15 protein-coding genes, 1 tRNA gene and 1 pseudogene are annotated in these 17,125 nt (G+C 65.6%); 7 read left to right on the top strand and 10 right to left on the bottom strand.

Translation table 11 applies throughout. The features are described from left to right. Positions 1 to 15: 15 nt before the first annotated feature. The 3 genes from ftsY to smc form a co-directional block, all read right to left on the bottom strand. Positions 16 to 1,158, bottom strand: a complete 1,143-nt coding sequence (gene ftsY, locus ACH82I_RS17040) for a signal recognition particle-docking protein FtsY (RefSeq protein WP_413334329.1) — start codon at positions 1,156 to 1,158, stop codon at positions 16 to 18. Between the two features lie 149 nt (positions 1,159 to 1,307). Beyond that, on the bottom strand, positions 1,308 to 1,709 hold the full coding sequence (locus tag ACH82I_RS17035) for a hypothetical protein (RefSeq protein WP_413334327.1): 402 nt from the start codon (positions 1,707 to 1,709) through the stop codon (positions 1,308 to 1,310). A gap of 195 nt (positions 1,710 to 1,904) precedes the next feature. Next, positions 1,905 to 5,462, bottom strand: coding sequence for a chromosome segregation protein SMC (gene smc / locus ACH82I_RS17030; protein ID WP_413334325.1), 3,558 nt, complete (start codon positions 5,460 to 5,462; stop codon positions 1,905 to 1,907). Positions 5,463 to 5,596: 134 nt separating this feature from the next. On the opposite strand from smc, the gene ACH82I_RS17025 reads away from it, so the two are divergent. The 4 genes and pseudogenes from ACH82I_RS17025 to ACH82I_RS17010 all read left to right on the top strand — a co-directional run bounded on the left by ACH82I_RS17025 (position 5,597) and on the right by ACH82I_RS17010 (position 9,417). Next, positions 5,597 to 5,669: transfer RNA gene (locus ACH82I_RS17025), tRNA-Asn, on the top strand. A 177-nt stretch (positions 5,670 to 5,846) separates the two neighbouring features. Continuing rightward, a complete protein-coding gene (locus tag ACH82I_RS17020) occupies positions 5,847 to 7,715 on the top strand; it encodes a BCCT family transporter (RefSeq protein ID WP_413334323.1) in 1,869 nt (622 codons plus the stop codon). Positions 7,716 to 7,831: 116 nt separating this feature from the next. Beyond that, positions 7,832 to 8,317, top strand: a complete 486-nt coding sequence (locus ACH82I_RS17015) for a hypothetical protein (RefSeq protein ID WP_413334322.1) — start codon at positions 7,832 to 7,834, stop codon at positions 8,315 to 8,317. Positions 8,318 to 8,359: 42 nt separating this feature from the next. Further along, positions 8,360 to 9,417 (top strand): annotated as a pseudogene (locus tag ACH82I_RS17010) (Abi family protein). Between the two features lie 69 nt (positions 9,418 to 9,486). Here the strand turns inward: ACH82I_RS17010 and mutM are convergent. The 7 genes from mutM to ACH82I_RS16975 form a co-directional block, all read right to left on the bottom strand. Continuing rightward, positions 9,487 to 10,452 carry a bifunctional DNA-formamidopyrimidine glycosylase/DNA-(apurinic or apyrimidinic site) lyase gene (gene mutM, locus ACH82I_RS17005; protein WP_413334320.1) on the bottom strand — a complete coding sequence of 322 codons (966 nt, stop codon included), beginning with the start codon at positions 10,450 to 10,452 and terminating at the stop codon, positions 9,487 to 9,489. A gap of 22 nt (positions 10,453 to 10,474) precedes the next feature. Next, a complete protein-coding gene (rnc, locus tag ACH82I_RS17000; protein ID WP_413334318.1) occupies positions 10,475 to 11,179 on the bottom strand; it encodes a ribonuclease III in 705 nt (234 codons plus the stop codon). A 4-nt stretch (positions 11,180 to 11,183) separates the two neighbouring features. Further along, positions 11,184 to 11,387 (bottom strand): 50S ribosomal protein L32, encoded by a 204-nt coding sequence (gene rpmF, locus ACH82I_RS16995; protein ID WP_230745049.1) that lies wholly within the window; start codon positions 11,385 to 11,387, stop codon positions 11,184 to 11,186. A 2-nt stretch (positions 11,388 to 11,389) separates the two neighbouring features. Next, positions 11,390 to 11,908 carry a YceD family protein gene (locus tag ACH82I_RS16990; protein ID WP_413334316.1) on the bottom strand — a complete coding sequence of 173 codons (519 nt, stop codon included), beginning with the start codon at positions 11,906 to 11,908 and terminating at the stop codon, positions 11,390 to 11,392. A 187-nt stretch (positions 11,909 to 12,095) separates the two neighbouring features. Continuing rightward, entirely contained in the window at positions 12,096 to 13,283 is a 1,188-nt protein-coding gene (locus tag ACH82I_RS16985) for an MFS transporter (RefSeq protein ID WP_230745047.1), read from the bottom strand. After that, on the bottom strand, positions 13,280 to 13,768 hold the full coding sequence (coaD, locus tag ACH82I_RS16980; protein WP_230745046.1) for a pantetheine-phosphate adenylyltransferase: 489 nt from the start codon (positions 13,766 to 13,768) through the stop codon (positions 13,280 to 13,282). The genes ACH82I_RS16985 and coaD overlap by 4 nt, the downstream gene beginning before the upstream one ends. Then, positions 13,765 to 14,526: a GntR family transcriptional regulator gene (locus tag ACH82I_RS16975; protein WP_413334314.1), complete on the bottom strand. Its 762-nt coding sequence runs from the start codon at positions 14,524 to 14,526 to the stop codon at positions 13,765 to 13,767. The genes coaD and ACH82I_RS16975 overlap by 4 nt, the downstream gene beginning before the upstream one ends. 116 nt (positions 14,527 to 14,642) lie before the next feature. Here ACH82I_RS16975 and ehuB point away from each other — a divergent pair, with 116 nt between their 5' ends. From ehuB to ehuD, 3 genes are read left to right on the top strand one after another with little or no spacing between them, the layout of a single operon-like run. Next, positions 14,643 to 15,524 carry an ectoine/hydroxyectoine ABC transporter substrate-binding protein EhuB gene (ehuB, locus tag ACH82I_RS16970; RefSeq protein ID WP_413334312.1) on the top strand — a complete coding sequence of 294 codons (882 nt, stop codon included), beginning with the start codon at positions 14,643 to 14,645 and terminating at the stop codon, positions 15,522 to 15,524. A 42-nt stretch (positions 15,525 to 15,566) separates the two neighbouring features. Continuing rightward, complete coding sequence (gene ehuC, locus ACH82I_RS16965) at positions 15,567 to 16,358, top strand: ectoine/hydroxyectoine ABC transporter permease subunit EhuC (RefSeq protein ID WP_413334311.1); 792 nt, start codon at positions 15,567 to 15,569, stop codon at positions 16,356 to 16,358. Further along, positions 16,355 to 17,014, top strand: a complete 660-nt coding sequence (ehuD, locus tag ACH82I_RS16960; protein WP_413334309.1) for an ectoine/hydroxyectoine ABC transporter permease subunit EhuD — start codon at positions 16,355 to 16,357, stop codon at positions 17,012 to 17,014. Before ehuC ends, ehuD begins: the two co-directional genes overlap by 4 nt. The last annotated feature ends 111 nt before the right edge of the window (positions 17,015 to 17,125 follow it).

The raw sequence follows: 17,125 nt of genomic DNA, 5'->3' as shown, positions 1-17,125 counted from the left end.
CAGCCCCCGGAAGGTTCAGTCCAGCAGGGCGTCGACGAAGCCTTCGGCCGTGAAGGGCGCGAGGTCGTCCGCGCCTTCGCCGAGTCCGATGAGCTTGACCGGGACGCCGAGCTCACGCTGCACGGCGATGACGATTCCGCCCTTCGCGGTGCCGTCGAGCTTGGTCAGGACGATGCCGGTGATGTTGACCGCCTCGGCGAAGACCTTGGCCTGCTGCATCCCGTTCTGACCGGTCGTGGCATCGAGGACGAGGAGCACCTCGTCGATCTCGTGGCCTTCGCCCAGCGGTCGGGTGGCCACGCGCTTGACCTTGCCGAGCTCGTCCATCAGGCCGATCTTGTTCTGCAGGCGACCGGCGGTGTCGATGAGGACGATATCGGTGCCGGCGTCCTTGCCCTCTTCGACGGCCGAATACGCCACCGAGGCGGGATCGGCGCCCTCTTCGCGACGCACGGTCTCGACGCCGACGCGGGAGCCCCAGGTGGCCAGCTGCTCGGCGGCGGCGGCGCGGAAGGTGTCGGCGGCGCCGAGGAGGACGGTCTTGTCCTCGGCGACGAGCACACGGGCGATCTTGCCCACGGTCGTGGTCTTGCCGGATCCGTTGACACCGACCACGAGGATGACGGCCGGATCACCGGACACGTGGGAGGTGGCCAGGTCCCGGTCCATGGTGGGATCGACGAGGTTGATCAGCTCTTCCCGCAGCAGCCCGCGGACGTCCTCGGGATCGCGGGTGCCGAGGACCTTGACGCGGTCGCGCAGCTTGTCGACGAGTTCGGTGGTCGGGTCGACGCCGACATCGGCGAGGATGAGGGTGTCCTCGATCTCCTCCCACGTCGATTCGTCGAGGTTGTCGCGGGAGAGCAGGTTGAGCAGTCCCCTGCCCAGCCCGGAGTTCGACTTCGCAAGGCGTTCGCGCAGGCGGACGAGCCGGTTGCCCGGTGCGGTGGGCACCTCGGAGCCGCGGGCTTCGGCCTTCTCCTTCTCGACCGCCACGGAGATCTCATCGATCTTGAGCTCACCGGTGACATCGGCGTCGATCCCCCGGTCGTGCCCGAGTCCCTTCTTCCTCGCGTTGACGCGGAGGCTGATGCCCAGCGCCACGACGAGAATGAAGACGATGGCTGCGACGATGAGCAAGATGATCGGCTGATCCATTGGACTGCGTCCTCCTTTGAGTTCCTGTGGGTCGCTCGCGCATCGTGGTGCGCGTCGGCCCCGGGTGGCGGTGGGCCCGCCGAATCCGCCTCAGCGGTCGGGCCCTCGCCGGTGCGCCCCACACGTGTCGGGGCGAATGTTGTCTGAGCTCACGAACCTCGGCTGCCGAAGAGCAGGCCCGCGGTGGTCCTCCACCCCGTGCCCGACTCTGGGATCTTCCAGTGACGGGTGCGCGGTCGCACGGTCATCAGCGAAGGCGCGGCGTGGCGCCGAGGTTGGGGTCGGAGCACATAGGAATGATCGCGGATCGCGGTGACGGCCGCCTGTTCCCGCGTGGCCAGGTGGGAGGTGCCGTCGTCGTGGCCGAAGAATTCGTAGACCTCGTCGTCGTATCCGGTCCACTCCCCCGGCAGGCGGAACCGCTGCACATCGGAGGAGTACTTCAGACGGCCTTCGGCCCGCAGCCCGGGCAGGGCGACGAGGAGGACGACGACGAGGGCGAGCGCGAAGGAGATGGCGAGTCCGACGATGACGACGAGTACTGCATTCACGCCCGCAAGCCACCTCGTGGTTCAGCAGCCTCGGTCATGGACGTCCCGCTCCTCACACTTGTCGACAACACTTCTTTCGCCCCAAGTCTATAGTCACCGTCGACGACATGTGTGTTCCGGGTCCGCATGGCAGTTTCAGAATTCCCTGGGACTCCCCTGGGCGTCGCCGGGAAATCTCGCCGAGGCGGCCCCACCTCACGGGATGCGCTGAGAGATCACCTTCGACACTCCGTCACCGTGCATCGTCACCCCGTAGAGTGCGTCGGCGATCTCCATCGTCCGCTTCTGGTGGGTGATGACGATGAGCTGGGAGGAGTCCTGCAGCTCCTGGAAGACCGTGAGCAGGCGGGACAGGTTGAGGTCGTCGAGGGCGGCCTCGACCTCGTCCATGACGTAGAACGGGCTGGGCCGGGCCTTGAAGATCGCGACGAGCATCGCCACGGCCACCAGGGAGCGTTCTCCGCCGGAGAGCAGGGACAGTCGTTTGACCTTCTTGCCCGCGGGCCGGGCATGCACGTCGACGCCGGTGGTGAGCATGTCATCAGGGTCGGTCAGGCTCAGCGAGCCCTCGCCGCCGGGGAAGAGGCGGGAGAAGATGTCCTCGAACTCACGTGCGGTGTCCGCATAGGCCTCGGCGAAGACGCGTTCGACGTGCCGGTCGACCTCCTCGACGAGTTTCATCAGGTCCCTTCGGGAGTCCTCGATGTCGGCGATCTGCTTCTCGAGGAACTGGTGCCGCTCCTTGAGCGCCTCGTACTCCTCGAGGGCGAGCGGGTTGACCGTGCCGATGCGCCCCAGCGCGGCCGCGGCCTGCTTGTGCCGCTTCTCCACCTCGGCGCGGACGTAGGGCCGCTCCTCCTCGTCCTCGGTGAAGGCGGGCACCGGCATGTGCGGACCGTACTGGTCGATGAGGCGTTCGAGTCCGAGCCCGGTCTCCTCCTGGGCTCGATGCTCGATCTCCTCGAGCTTGAGCCGGAAGCGCTCCTTGGCCAGCTCCGCCTCGGCGGCGGCGTCCTTGAGTCGCTGCAGTTCCGTGCGCGCGGTTCCCACCTCCTCGCCGAGGCGGTTCTTCTCCTCCCGCAGCCCGCCGCGTTCGTCGACGAGGACCTGGATGGCCTCACCGAGTTCGGTGACCGTGGCCCCGGCGAGCTCCGCGGCTTCCTGGGCGGTTTCGGCGATCAGTGTCGCCGAGGCGGCCGCGCGCTTCTTCTTCGCGATCGTCCGCTGCGTCTGCTCCCGCGCGGTCTCCTCGGCAGCGGCGGCACGGAGCAGGGAGTCGACGCGGTCGCTGAGGAAGCGGGCGCGATCGGTGGCCGACTTGTGGTTGATGCGGGCCTCGATGAGGTCCTCGGAGGATTGGGAGACCTGTCTGCTGAGTTCGTCGCGGGTGGAGGTGTCCACGACTTCATCGACGTCGGCGGCCCCGGCCAGTGCTGACTCGGCGGCCGCTGACTCGCGTCGGGCGGCTTCGAGTCGGGAGTCGAGTTCGGCGGCATTGTCCCGGGCGCGCTGCAGCCGCGTCTGCGCCACGCTGATCTCGCCGGTGATCCGGGAGACCTCCTCGGCGGCGGCCATGATCGCGGCATCCGAGGAGTGCAGCGATTCCAGGGCCTGCGCGCTGGCGGTCTTCGCTTCGGTCAGCGCCGGCTCGACCCGGGCGATCTCGGCGTCGAATCCGGCCGCAGCGGTTTCGAGTTCGGCGATCTGGGTTCGCGTGTCCTCAAGCGCGGTCTGAGAGGCCAGACGGGTGCCCGAGGCGGTGCGGGCCCGGCTGATCCGCGTCGCTGTGAGCACCTCCCCGTGGATGGTCACGGCCGTGAGATCCGGGCGTGCGGCGATGACGGCGAGTCCGGTCGCCGCGTCCTGCGTGCACACGACCGTGTCGAGGCTGGCGGTCACGAGGTCCTCGAGTGCCGGGGTGTCGCTGGAGACGAGGTCGGCCAGCCAGCGCAGGTCCCCCGACTCGAGGCCGGCGATCTCGGGCAGCTCCCGGGTGGCAGCGCCGCCTTTGCCCGCCCCCGCCGGGGTGGTCGGTTCCTTCGTCTCGGCGGGGATGGTCAGGGACACATTCGTGTCCTCGCCGAGGTGGTCGAGCACCGAGAGCGCGACATCACCGGAGTCGACGATGACTCCGGAGACCGTGCTCGACAGGGCAGCGGCCGCCGCCATCTCGTAGCCGTTGGCGACACTCAGCCTCTCGGTCACCGCCGTTCCGACTCCCGGCAGGTCCGCCTCGACGATCGCTTCGAGGTCGGCCTCGAGAGCGGTGCCCAGGTCCAAGGCCTCGGCCCTGGCCTGCGCGGATGCCAGATCCGAGGAAGTTCGCGCCTTCTCGGCCTGCAGGGTCTCGAGTTCGGTCTCTAGCTTCTCCTGGGCGGCTCTGGCGCTCTCGTAGGCGGTGTCGAGTTCGCTCTCCCCGGCTTCGACGTCCTCGACGGAGGATTCGGCGGTCTCGAGTTCAGTGGTCGATTCGGCCAGGCGCTTCTCGATGGTCTCGATCTCGGCCCGGTTGGCTTCGATGCGGGTGCCGAGGTCAGCGATGCGTTCGGCGGCCTGGTGCTGCTTCGACTGCAGTGCCGAGCGGTTCTTCACGGCCTCGGTGATGGCGACCTGGGCGGCCTTGACCTCCTGTTCGGCCCGGCGCAGCTCCTCGCTCAGCTTCTCCTTGCGGGCCTGGCTGGCCTCCAGGGTCGCCGTCGACTCCGCGACGGCGGCCTCGGCGCCGCTGAGCTCCTCCTTGAAATGGCCAGCTTGGGCACGCAGCTCATCGGGCGACTTCGATTCCCGCCGCCCCAGGCTCGTGACCTCCGAGAGCAGGTGGGAACGCTTGTCTTCGGCGCGCTGGGCCAGTCCGCGGGCCCGCACGATCTGCGTCTGGGTCAGTGATTCCGCGCCGCGCTGGGTCTCCAGTTCGGCATCGAGGCCGCCGAGGCGCGTCTCGATCTCGGCCAGGCGTGCTTCGCTGCCTCGGCTGCGGTGTTCGAGATCGGCGATGCGATCCGTGTGGCTCTCCCCGTCGGCGGCCGAGGACAGGGAGGACTGCAGTCGCACCGCGTCGTCGGCGAGCAGTCTGGCAGTGGCATCGCGCAGGGTCGCCTGCACGGTCGCGGCCTTCGCGGCGGCCTCGGCCTGCCGACCGAGCGGGCCGAGCTGCCGGTTGAGTTCGGTGCGCAGGTCGGCCAGGCGGTCGAGGTTCGTTTGCAGGCCGGTGAGCTTGCGCACGGCCTTGTCCTTGCGGCGGCGGTGCTTGAGCACGCCGGCGGCCTCTTCGATGAAGCTGCGGCGTTCGACGGGGTCCGCGTGGAGGATGGCGTCGAGACGACCCTGACCGACGATGACGTGCATCTCCTTGCCAAGACCGGAGTCGTTGAGCAGCTCCTGGATGTCGAGCAGCCGGGCCGGTGCCCCGTTGACGGCGTACTCGCTGCCCCCGGTGCGGAACAGCGTCCGCGAGATCGTCACCTCGGTGTAGTCGACGGGGATGGCTCCGTCGGAGTTGTCGATGGTCAGGGTCACCTCGGCGCGGCCGAGGGCCTGTCGTTTCGAGGTGCCGGCGAAGATGACGTCATCCATCTTCCCGCCGCGCAGATTCTTCGCCCCCTGTTCGCCCATCACCCAGGACAGGGCGTCGACGACATTGGACTTCCCGGAGCCGTTGGGACCGACGACGCAGGTGATGCCCGGCTCGAACTTGAGTGTCGTCGCCGAGGCAAAGGATTTGAATCCGCGCAGGGTCAGGCTCTTGAGATGCATGGTGTCACTCAGCATATCCGCCACGGCCTCAGATCAGGCGTTTCCGCCCTGCCGAGGGACCGATTCTGGCACTCGACCTGCAATTTCCTGATTCTTTGCTAAGATATCTCCTTGTGCGCAGGCACCTGCGCCGTTCCTCCGTAGCTCAGTTGGCAGAGCATTCGACTGTTAATCGAAGGGTCGCTGGTTCGAGCCCAGCCGGGGGAGCTCACCATATGGCTCCGTCGTCGTCCGACGGAGCCATCGCCGTTCAATGGGCACATGCGAAGTATTTGCATTCTTCAAGTCTGTGCCTACGTCCGATGTCGTCGAACAGCAAGGAAGGAGAGTCGAGCCGGATCGACCCTGGAGATCAGGGAGCCGACCGATTCGACCATCGTCCACATGAGCAGTGAACACAGTAAGACTCAGGAGCTCATCGAGCTCCTGAAGAATCCGACCACCGCCTTGCGGCCGTTCAAACGCGAGGGACTCGATAGGGTCGTGTTCTTCTCCGCCGGCATCCTCGCCGTCGCCTTCGTCGTCTGGGGCTTCGTCTCCCCCGACAGCCTCGGTGCCGTCGCCGGCACTCTGCTGACCGGCGTCATGGACAACTTCGGCTGGCTCTTCGTCATCGCCGCCACGATCTTCACCATCTTCGTCATCGTCATCGCCGTCAGCCGCTTCGGTCGGATCCCGCTGGGCCGCGACGATGAGAAGCCGGAGTTCAAGACCTCCTCGTGGATCGCCATGATGTTCGCTACCGGCATGGGCATCGGGCTCGTGTTCTCAGCGGTCGGCGAACCCCTCTTCTTCTACATGTCGCCTCCCCCGAACACCGTCGACGGCTCCACCTCCGAGGCGATGGGCACCTCGATGGGCACGACGCTCTTCCACTGGACCCTCTACCCGTGGGCCATGTACGCCATCGTCGGGCTCGGCGTGGCCTACGGATCGTTCCGCCTCGGCCGCTCGCAGCTCTTCTCGTCGATGTTCACCTCGCTGTTCGGCGAACGCGCTGTCAACGGCATCGGCGGCAAGGTCATCAACATCCTCGCGATCCTCGCGACTCTCTTCGGCTCGGCCTGCTCCCTGGGTCTCGGAGCGATTCAGATCGGCGGCGGCATCGAATCGGCGGGCATCATGTCCGAGGTCACCTCACCGGTGCTCGTGATCATCATCGCGATCCTCACCGCAGCCTTCGTCGCTTCGGCGGTCTCCGGTGTCGAGAAGGGCATCCAGTGGCTCTCGAACATCAACATGGTCCTCGCCGTCATCGTCGCCCTCATCGTCTTCATCGGCGGACCGACGCTGTTCATACTCAACGTCATTCCCTCCTCGGTGGGTGCCTTCATCCAGGATCTGCCGCAGCTGGCCTCGCGGACCGCGGCCGATGGTCAGGGCGTCAACGAATGGCTGTCCTCGTGGACGGTCTTCTACTGGGCCTGGTGGGTCTCATGGTCGCCGTTCGTCGGTCTCTTCATCGCCCGCATCTCCCGCGGTCGCACCGTTCGTCAGTTCGTCACCGGCGTGCTCATCGTCCCCTCCGTGGTCTCGACCATCTGGTTCGCGGTCTTCGGCGGCGGCGCCATCGGCATCCAGGAACGCGCCGAGCGCGGTGAAGGCACCGTCAAGGCCCTCGCCTCGGTCGTCGACGGTGAGCCGGATATCAATATGGACACGATCCTCTTCGATCTGCTGGCGGCTCTGCCCCTGCCGAACCTCATTGCGATCATCCTCATGATCGTCACGGTCATCCTCATCGCGATCTTCTTCGTCACCGGTGCGGACTCGGCCTCGATCGTCATGGGCACACTCTCGGCGAACGGCATGCTCGAACCCGGCCGCGCGCTCGTGATCTTCTGGGGTACGGCCACCGGTGCCGTTGCCGCCGTGATGCTCCTGGCAGGAGGATCGGATCCCGCCGAGGCGCTCGACGGGCTGAAGAACATCACGATCGTCTCCGCGCTGCCGTTCGTCATCGTCATGCTTCTGCTCTGTGTGGCGCTGTGGAAGGACCTGTCCAAGGATCCGCTGATCATCCAGGGACAGCTGGCCAGCCACGTGCTCGAGCAGTCGGTGGCCACCGCCGTCGATGAGTACGACGGTTCGGTCTTCAGCCTCGAGACCTCCGAGCTTCCGGTCGAGGAGGAGGACGAAACTGTGTCCGCGGCGCCGACCGGGGGCAAGGGCGACGACGCTTCGTCGGCCGGTGCCGCTTCGCCGGCCGATGCCTCTGAGTCCGAGGGCTCGACGTCGACCGATAAGGCCTGATTCGCCAGGTCACAGGCACGCGCTGCCCTGCTCCCCTTCGGTGGGGGCAGGGCCGCGGTCGTATCCGCTACGCTCAATACCGAAGAATGTCCAACCCGCGAGGAGCAGTCGAAGGCATGAACACGATCATCAGGCGTGACGGAAACATCTCGACGTTCGTCGCCTGGATGCTCGCGTGCATGGGCGTGCTCGCGATCATCGTCCTCGTCATCCTGGCGATATTCGCCGATCCCATGCTGCTCATCTTCCTCTTCGGACCCGTCCTGCTGTTCATCGGCGCCTGGGTCAACTACCACCTGGGGTCACGGTCCCGACTGGAGATCACTCCGGAGCGTTTCATCTGGTGCGGCTCCATCGGACGCCCGCGCTCGATCGAATGGCAGCACGTCGACAGGATCCTCATCCCACCGCGCGGGGCACGCCCTCGTCTGGCCGCGGTCGCACGGCTGCGGAACGGGCAGCACGTGGAGATCGACGCCCTGTGGCTCTCACCCACCTCACCGGCGAACCTCCTCACCACGCCCGACCATCGAGGGGCCCAGCATGCGCTCATCGAGGGACACAAGGCCTTCCTGGCCCGCGCAGCGGGGTATCGGCGGTAGTGCTCGGTATCGGCGGTAGGGCGGCCCCGCAGTCCGAGTTCGATGCTATTCTCGGAGCATCATGATCAGCCCGTTGCCGTAAGGCGCGGGCTGATTTTCTTTCCGGGGAGGACCATGGCGGAGTATGCGAAACCGTGGCTGTCCGTCGACGAGCAGATCGATCGTCTGGCGAGACACGGAGTTGAGATCGAAGATCACGGCCGAGCCGTGACGATGCTGCAGGCGGTTGGCTATTACCGCCTCACCGGCTACCTCTACCCATTCCGTGAGTCCGAGCCGTACGTCGACGACGAAAACCGCGCAGGGATTCGCGTGCTCAGCAGTTACAGACAGGGCACGACGCTGCAGCACGCCGATGACATCATCGACTTCGACCGGCGGCTGCGCATGCTGGTCATGGACGGCGTCGAGCGCATCGAGGTCGCAGTCCGAATGCGAATCGGCTATGTACTCGGCAGAAGGTCACCCTTCGCCTACGAGGACTCGGCGAGCTTCACCGAGAGCTTCATCGCTGAGAACACCGACGCCCGGGATCCCGCACCAAGCAGGCACGTGCAGTGGCTCCGACGTGTCAAGGAGAGAAAGAAGAACTCTGATGAGCAATTCGTCGAGCACTTCCGCCAGACTACGACGACCGGATGCCGGTTTGGGCTCTGACCGAGATTCTTGAGCTGGGCCATCTGTCCGTCCTCTATCGGGGCATGAACCAGCAGGACGCTGAGGAGATCGCCCTGGCGTTCGGAGTCCCAACTAAGAGGATCATGACCAGTTGGCTGGCCAGCCTGAACTACGTACGCAACGTCGCGGCCCATCACGCTCGACTGTTCAATAGGAAGCTCCAGTACGCACCGGCCCGACCGAAGGCAGGACAGATCTCAGTCCTTGACCACCTGCGCGAAGAACCAGCGGCGAAAGGAGGCTTCGGCACCTACAAGGCCCTCGCCGTCATCGCGTATCTCCTGCCGTCCATTGACCCGGGTACCGACTGGTCGCAGCAACTGGCTGCGCTCTTGCGAGAATTCCCAGCATCGCAGGCCCTGAGGGTCGAGTCTATGGGTGCGCCCCTCGACTGGGCGTCGCTCGACCTTTGGCGCAGTTGAACTCGCGCCCGTGCCGACCACACCTCATCGCCGTCGCCGACGGAGGTCGGTGTCAGCGACAGCGTAATTTCACCGATACCGGGGAGGCTTCTGACACTGCGGGCAGAAGTGGCTGCCGCGGCCGCCGATCGTCATCTTCGCAATCGCCGTCCCGCAACGCACACATTCCTGTCCCCCGCGACCGTAGACGAGCAGCGCCCGGTCGAAGTAGCCGGATTCCCCGTTGACGTTGACATAGAGCGCATCGAAGCTCGTTCCGCCCACGGCCAGGGCATCGCTCATCACTTGTGCCGCGGATTCGAGCACGGCCACCAGACGCGATCTGCGGGTCCGGGCAGGAATGGCCAGCGGGTGGATGCCGGCCCGGAACAGAGCCTCATCGGCGTAGATGTTGCCGATTCCGCTGACCAGGGTCTGATCGAGCAGCGCGGCCTTGATCGCCGTGCGCTTCTTCCCCAGCTCCCCCACCACCAGGTCGAGGTCGAAGGCATCCTCGAGCGGATCGGCAGCGATGTGGATCGCCGAGGCGGGCACGAGCCGGCCGTAGCCGTGCACAAGAGGTTGGACGCCGAGGTGACCGAAGATCCGCTGATCGACGAACCGCAGTTCGCGCGGCTGCCCGTCACCGTCAACGGTGCTTGATCCAGCTCCGCCACCGTCACCCAGCCGCAGGATCGCTCGGGTGTGCTTGTGGACCGGGTCGGCGGCCGAGTGGATGCGCAGCTGTCCGCTCATCCCGAGATGGACGAGCAGGCTGAACTCGGGTGCGGCGACAGATGCGACCGATGTCCCTGAACTGAGCGCAGGCCCCTCCCCTAGGCTCAGCCACATGAACTTCCCCCGCCGTTCGGCGCCGATGATCCGGCGCTCGGCAACCGCTGAGACAAAACCCGAGACAGCCGAGGCATCGATGCGTCGCTGGGAGGTCGTGCCAAGGATTCGGGCGTCGATCACCTCGGCGTCGGTGATGGTCGTTCCCGCGGTCCATTCATGGACGCCGCGGCGGACGCTCTCAACCTCGGGAAGCTCGGGCATCAGCGGTTCGGCTCGGAAGCGCTCAGCGCTGGTAGTCCGGGTAGATCGTGCGAATGGCTTTGACGGCAACCTCTGCTGCGGCCGCCTCGGCGGCCTTCTTCGAGGAACCGTCGCCGCTGCCCCAGGCGTTCTGACCGAGCATCGCCGCCGCGGTGAAGACCATCGCATGGTCGGGTCCCGAGGAGGTGATCTCGTAGCTCACGGCGCCGAGTTCGAGGTCGGCCGCGGCTTCCTGCAGCGTCGTCTTGTAATCCATTCCGGCGCCGAGGTTGACCGCGTCGTCGAGCATCGAGTCGATGAGGCGGTGAACGAAGGCGAAGGCGGCTTCGCGACCGTTCGAGACGAAGGTGGCGCCGATGAGGGCCTCGACGGTGTCGGCGAGGATCGAGTCCTTGTCCCGGCCGCCGGTCAGCTCTTCGCCCTTGCCGAGCAGGATATGTTCCCCGATCCCGTGCCTGCGGGCGATCTGCGCAAGGGCACGGGTGTTGACCACGGCGGAGCGCATCTTCGCCAGCGACCCCTCGGCCAGATCCGGGTTGTCGTAGTAGAGCGATTCGGTGGCGACGAGGCCCAGCACGGAGTCGCCGAGGAACTCGAGGCGCTCGTTGGTGGGGATGCCGCCGGCTTCGAAGGCGAAGGAGCGGTGTGTCAGTGCCAGACGAAAAGTCTCGGGATCGATGTCGATCCCGAGACTCTCCTTCAGTGCTGCTGTGGTGTCAGTGTCCACAGTGTCAGACGTCAGCGACCTTGCGTCCCTTGTATTCAAGGAACAGCGGGGTGCCTGCTGCGTCTTCGACGACCTTGGCCTGGTGAGGGCGCGAGTACACAACGCGACCGTTCTCCACAGTCTTGACCAGGTTCGGAGCCTTGGCCTTCCACTGCGAACGACGGTGGCGGGTGTTGCTGCGCGACAATTTACGCTTCGGAACAGCCACGTCTAGCTCTCTTTCTTCTCATCCAACAAACTCTGCAATGATGCGAACGGCGATTCGGATTCGTCGTCGTCGACCTCGAGGTCTTCACCCACGGTGTAGCTGAACTCTTCGCTCCGGTCCTCGGAAGGACTGAAGGGCAGAGCCATCACGACGGCGTCTCTGATCGCGGGCTCGAGGTCGAGCTGATCCCGGTTGACGACGTAGGAGTCCTCGTCGCCCTCGGCCTGCTCATAGACGTACATCTCGTTGATGTCGACATCTATAGGCAGCTCGATAGCTTCGAGCGTCCTCACGTCCTCGCCGCGGGCCACGGCCGAGACAGTTCCCGACACGTAGATTCCCTCCGACACACTCTCGAACATCAGCTCGAGTGTCATCGGTGAACCCTCAGCGACCCCGATCACTTCGATCTTGAGATCCGCTGGAGCGGACAGGGTGGTGTTCACCCGTTCCCACTCACCCGGATGATCGAGCAATCCCATTGACCTGATGTCAAAGACGTATTCAGATCGGTTCTTCATGCCAGACCTCCTTAGTGTGTGAGGATGTCGCTCCTGCGTTCACACGCGACTCACCATTCTAGTCATCCCCGGCGATCATTGCCAATCGGGGCCTTCGCGCCCAGGCGGTGTTCCTCATCACTGCACCCGCCGAGGTGGTGCCGGCCACCCGCCGAGGTGGCCGCGCGGGTGCCGCAGCGGTCCGCCGTCACCATTTCTCGTGGTGGTTGCGCCAGGTCACTCCCCCGGCGAGGACGAGGAGGGCACCGGAGATCGTGAACACGATACCGGAGCCGGCGACGAGGGTGAGCACCGAGGCGGCCGAGGGGATCGCGACCTGGCTCAGCCGGTTGCCGGCCAGTCGGATCGAGAGCACCGCGGCCCGGTTCGAGGCGTCGGCGAGGGTGGAGACCCAGGTCATCGTCAGCGGCTGGGTCAGGCCGAAGCAGAACCCGGCGATGATGAGCAGGATCGCAAGGGTCCACGGTGCGCTGAACACGGGGATGAGCACGACGCACAGCCCCGCCGTCGCCGAGGCGGTCCACAGCAGGGAGAGATTCTTCCACCGCCTGGTCAGGGTGCCGATGAAGAGCCGGGAGATCACCGAGGCCAGGGTCCGCAGCGCCAGCAGCCAGGTCACGAGGGTGACCGAGAGTCCGTTCTCCTCGCCGATGAGCGGCAGGTAGGCCGTCATCAGGTCGACGGCGGCGAGCGTGGCCATCGAGGCGAAGATCGCCGGTTTCATCCCCCTCGTCGCCAGAAGCGTCCACGGGGTGAGGACTCCCTTGGCCGCCTCGGCGCGGGAGACGTGCGGGGTGCGCCCCCGGAGCATGACGATGACGGCGGCGATCAGGGTCAGGGCGGAGACCCCGGTCATGAACCACAGGGCGTTGGTGATGTGCGCCTGGCCGGCCGTGGCATCGGCGACCATGCCGGCCAGCGGCAGGCCGATCGTCTGCCCGATCGAGACACCGAGGGTCAGATGCCCGAACTTCGCGGTCAGCTGGGAGGCCGAGAAGCTCTGCGGGATGAGCGCCTGGGAGGCGACCGTGGTGAGCAGCTGACCGAAGCCCAGGCTCATCGTGGCGATGAGGAGCACGCCGAGGTTGGGCGCCAGGGCCGCGAGTCCGACAGGGATGATCGAGAGCACGGTTCCCGTCCACAGGACGACCGTGGCGTAGCCCCGATCGACGAGGCGGCCGACGAACAGCGCGGTGAGTAAGGGAACGAGGGAGTAGCAGGCGGTCATCAGACCGAGGACGACTCCGGTGCCCCCGAGTTCGAGGGTGCGATAGGAGATGAGGACGCGCACGCCGTTGTAGGTGGCGTGGGCGATGACGGTGTGGAGGACGAGGCCTGTGAACCAGGCCCGGTTCGGGGAAGCCGTTGGGTTCATGCCTCGGTGTTCAGTGCCTGAAGGACGCAGGCCGGCACGAGGCCGCTGATGTCTCCGCCGTTCGCGTGAACCTCTTTGATCAGGGAGGAGGAGACGTGTTCGAACTCGGGGTTGCCGGGGACGAAGATCGTCTCGAGTTCGCTCAGGTGCTTGTTCATCAGCGCCATCGGCAGCTCGTAGGCGAAATCCGTGCCCGAGCGCAGCCCTTTGACCACGGCAGGTGCACCGATGCGGCTGCAGTAGTCGACGAGGAGGCCGCCGGCAACGGTGTCGATCGTGATGTTATCTGCCGTCTTCGTCCGCTCGTCCTCGGTGAGGGAGGCGCGGATGAGGTCGGTCCGGACCTCGGGGTCGAAACGCCCCGACTTCGCGGGATTGTGGACGACCGCGACGACCACCTCGTCGAAGAGCCTGGTGCTGCGGGCGATGACGTCGAGATGACCCATGGTGATCGGGTCGTAGGAACCGGGACAGACAACCTTCATGGCTTCATCGTATCCCGCAGGCGCGACCACTGATCGTCGGCGGGCGCATCGTGGTCACCGGCCCGCACGGTCACCGCTCCCGACCCGAGGCCGGGGTCGTGCAGGCGTGCGGCGGCCTCGGCCATGATCCGGGCGACGAGGCCCAGGGAAGCGGACTCATCTCCGGCGGCGACCGCATCGGCGAGTTGCCGGTGGGACTCGATGAGGTCGCAGCGGACCTCATAGCCGCGGCGATCGGACAGGGACAGCAGCCGGGTGTGGACCATCGAGACCTTCATCAGGTCGCTCAGCCTCGCCGAGCCCGAACAGGCGACGATCGCGTGATGGAAGTCGAGGTCGGCATCACCGATGACGCGGGCGGTGTTGCCTGCGATCGCCGCCTCGAGGTCGGTCAGAGCCTGCGAGATGCGTGCGGTCGGCTTCGCTGAGCGGATGACGATCTTCACGGCCTGCGCCTCGATCGCCTCACGCACGGCGTAGATGTCATCGATATCCTCCGGCGTCATGAGCTTGACCCACGCTCCCCGGCCGGGAGCGTGACTCATGATGCCCTCGCTGACCAGGCGCTGCAGCGCCTCCCGCAGCGAAGGTCTGGAGACCGCGAGCATCTGCGCCGTGCGCACCTCATTGATCGACTGCCCCGGCTCCAGCGAATCGCTGTAGATGGCATTGCGGATCTGGTCGGCGATGAGGTCGATCGTCGATGATCGGATGACCTTGCGCAGGACCGGGAGCTCCGAAGTCGGTGGATTCGTCACGATCACGATCATATAACGTTGTCAGACAGTGTGACATCCGGACAACATCAGTATTGAATACTGTCCATGAGACGCACGTCACGATGGTGTGTCGACGTTTAACGAAAGGGACAGCTATGAAATCCGTCAAGGGACTGGCCGCCGCCACCTCGATCCTCGCTCTCACGCTCACTTTGGGCGCCTGCGGCGGAAGCGACTCCGACAAGAGCACCCTGCAGAAGGCCATCGACGACGGCAAGATCACCGTGGGCTTCGCCGGTGAGGCCCCTTACAGCTTCGAAGACGGCGGAGAGCTGCAGGGAGCATCCGTGGCACTGGCCAAAGAGGTCTTCAAGAACCTCGGCGTCGATGACGTGGAAGGTGTCAACACCGAGTTCGGCTCCCTCATCCCCGGTGTCAATGCCGAACGCTTCGACGCGATCTCCGCCGGAATGTCGATTCTGCCCGAACGCTGCGAACAGGCCGCCTTCGGCGACCCCGAGTTCATGTACACCACCGCCCTGATGACCAAGGAGGGAAAGCAGGACGGGATGAAGAACCTCGACGACGTCAAGGAGAAGGACCTCAAGCTCGCCACCATGACCGGAGCCATCGAATCCGACTACGCCGAGACTCTCGGTATCAAGGCGCAGCAGGTCGGCACCCCGCAGGACGGCATGGACGCCGTGACCACCGGTCGCGCCGACGTCTTCGCACTCACCGGCATCTCGCTCAACTGGATGGCTCAGAACAACGAGGACGCAGGCGTCGAGGTCAGCGAATCCTTCGTCCAGGAGCTCGACGGCGTCCCGCAGATCGGCGCCGGCGCCACCGTGTTCCGTTCGGATGACACGGAGCTGCGCGACAAGTGGAACGAGGAACTCGACAAGATCGTCTCCGACGAGGACTCCTACCTGGGCATCGTCGGCGACTACGGCTTCACGGCCGAAGAGCGTCCCGACGGTGAGATTACGACCGATCAGCTGTGTGCGGGTGACCTTCCCGGTGCTGATTCCTGATCTCCGCCGCGGCCCCATCCCCAACGGAGACCGCGCTCAGTCATGACCGATAACTTCACATCGTTGCTGAGCTTCCTCCCACAGCTGTGGGAGGGAGTTCAGACGACGCTCATCCTCACGATCGTCGGCAGCATCGGCGCCGTGATCATCGCGCTCATTCTCGGACTCGCGATGACGTCCGAGCACGGCTGGGTCCGCATCCCGGCCCGGATCGTCGTCGAATTCTTCCGCGGCACCTCGCTGCTGGTCCAGCTCTTCTGGCTCTTCTACGTCTTCCCGCTCCTCGGCGTCGATCTCGAGCCGATGGCCTGCGGCATCGGTGCCCTGGCGCTCAACTACGGCGCCTACTCCGCCGAGGTGGTCCGGTCCTCGATCAAGACCGTGGCACCTGGCCAGTGGGAAGCTGCCATCGCGCTCAGCCTTTCACCGAGCCGACGCATGATCCGGGTGATCTTCCCCCAGGCGTGGGCACTGATGATCCCCTCACTGGCGACCCTGCTCATCCAGCTCCTCAAAGGAACCGCGGTCGTCTCATTTATCACGCTCAGCGACCTCACCGACAAGATCACCCAATTGCGCCAGTCGACCAATGACACCTACTTCGCGTTCACGGTCGGTCTCATCATCTACTTCGTGATCGCGTGGCTGATCCAGGAACTCATGAACTTCCTCGAACGCAGAGCCACCGCGGCACTGGGACGCAGTCGGCCGAACTCGCGGACCGACCGGCGCCAGGCTCGCCGCGACGCCCGGATGAGCAAGTCCACCGACCCAGGCTCCACATCCATCGCCGGCCCGAACTCCGGCAATATCGGATATGGAGGCCCCCTGTGATCTGGAACTGGGAATTCGCCGCCGAGGCGCTGCCGCTTCTCCTCCGCGGTTTCGTCAACACCCTCATCGCCACCGTCGTCGGCACGATCATCGCCGCGATCCTCGGCCTCATCATCGCCGTCGCCATTCGCGGCCTGCCGCGATGGATTAACTGGCTGGTGCGCCTGATCGTCGCGTTCATCCGCAACACGCCTTTGGTCGTGCAGCTGATCTTCGTCTACTACATCTTCGCGGGAATCCCCGGGTTGGTCGACGTACCGGCGCTGGTCATCGGCTTCATCGTCATCGGCATCCACTACTCGACCTACATGTCCGAGAGCTACCGAGCCGGCATCGACTCGGTGCCTCCCGGACAGCACGAGGCAGCCACCGCCCTGTCGCTGCCACCTGTGCGCACCTTCACCGCCGTCGTGCTTCCGCAGGCGCTGCGCGCCACGATCCCGTCGTTGGGAAACTACGCGGTCGCGATGTTCAAGGACACCCCGTTCCTGTTCGCAATCTCCGTTGTTGAGCTCGTCACCTCGGCGCAGCAGTTCGGTGCCGCGAAGTTCGCGTACACGGAAGCCTTCACCCTGGCCGGCATCATCTTCCTCGTCGCCAGCTACCCGACCTCATTGCTCATCCAGAGATTGGACCGACGCCTTGCCACCTACTGAGAACACCCCGACCAATCCGTCCCCGGACGAGACCGCGGGCACCACCGCACCTTCGACCGCCTCGGCGTCGGTGGCCCCGTCGTCCTCCGCACCGCCGGCCATCGAGTTCAA

It is taken from the genome of Brevibacterium sp. GP-SGM9, from assembly GCF_047300845.1.
Taxonomy (GTDB): Bacteria; Actinomycetota; Actinomycetes; order Actinomycetales; family Brevibacteriaceae; genus Brevibacterium.
Note: the sequence above shows the minus strand (reverse complement) of the source record. Positions and strands in the feature narration are given on the sequence as shown.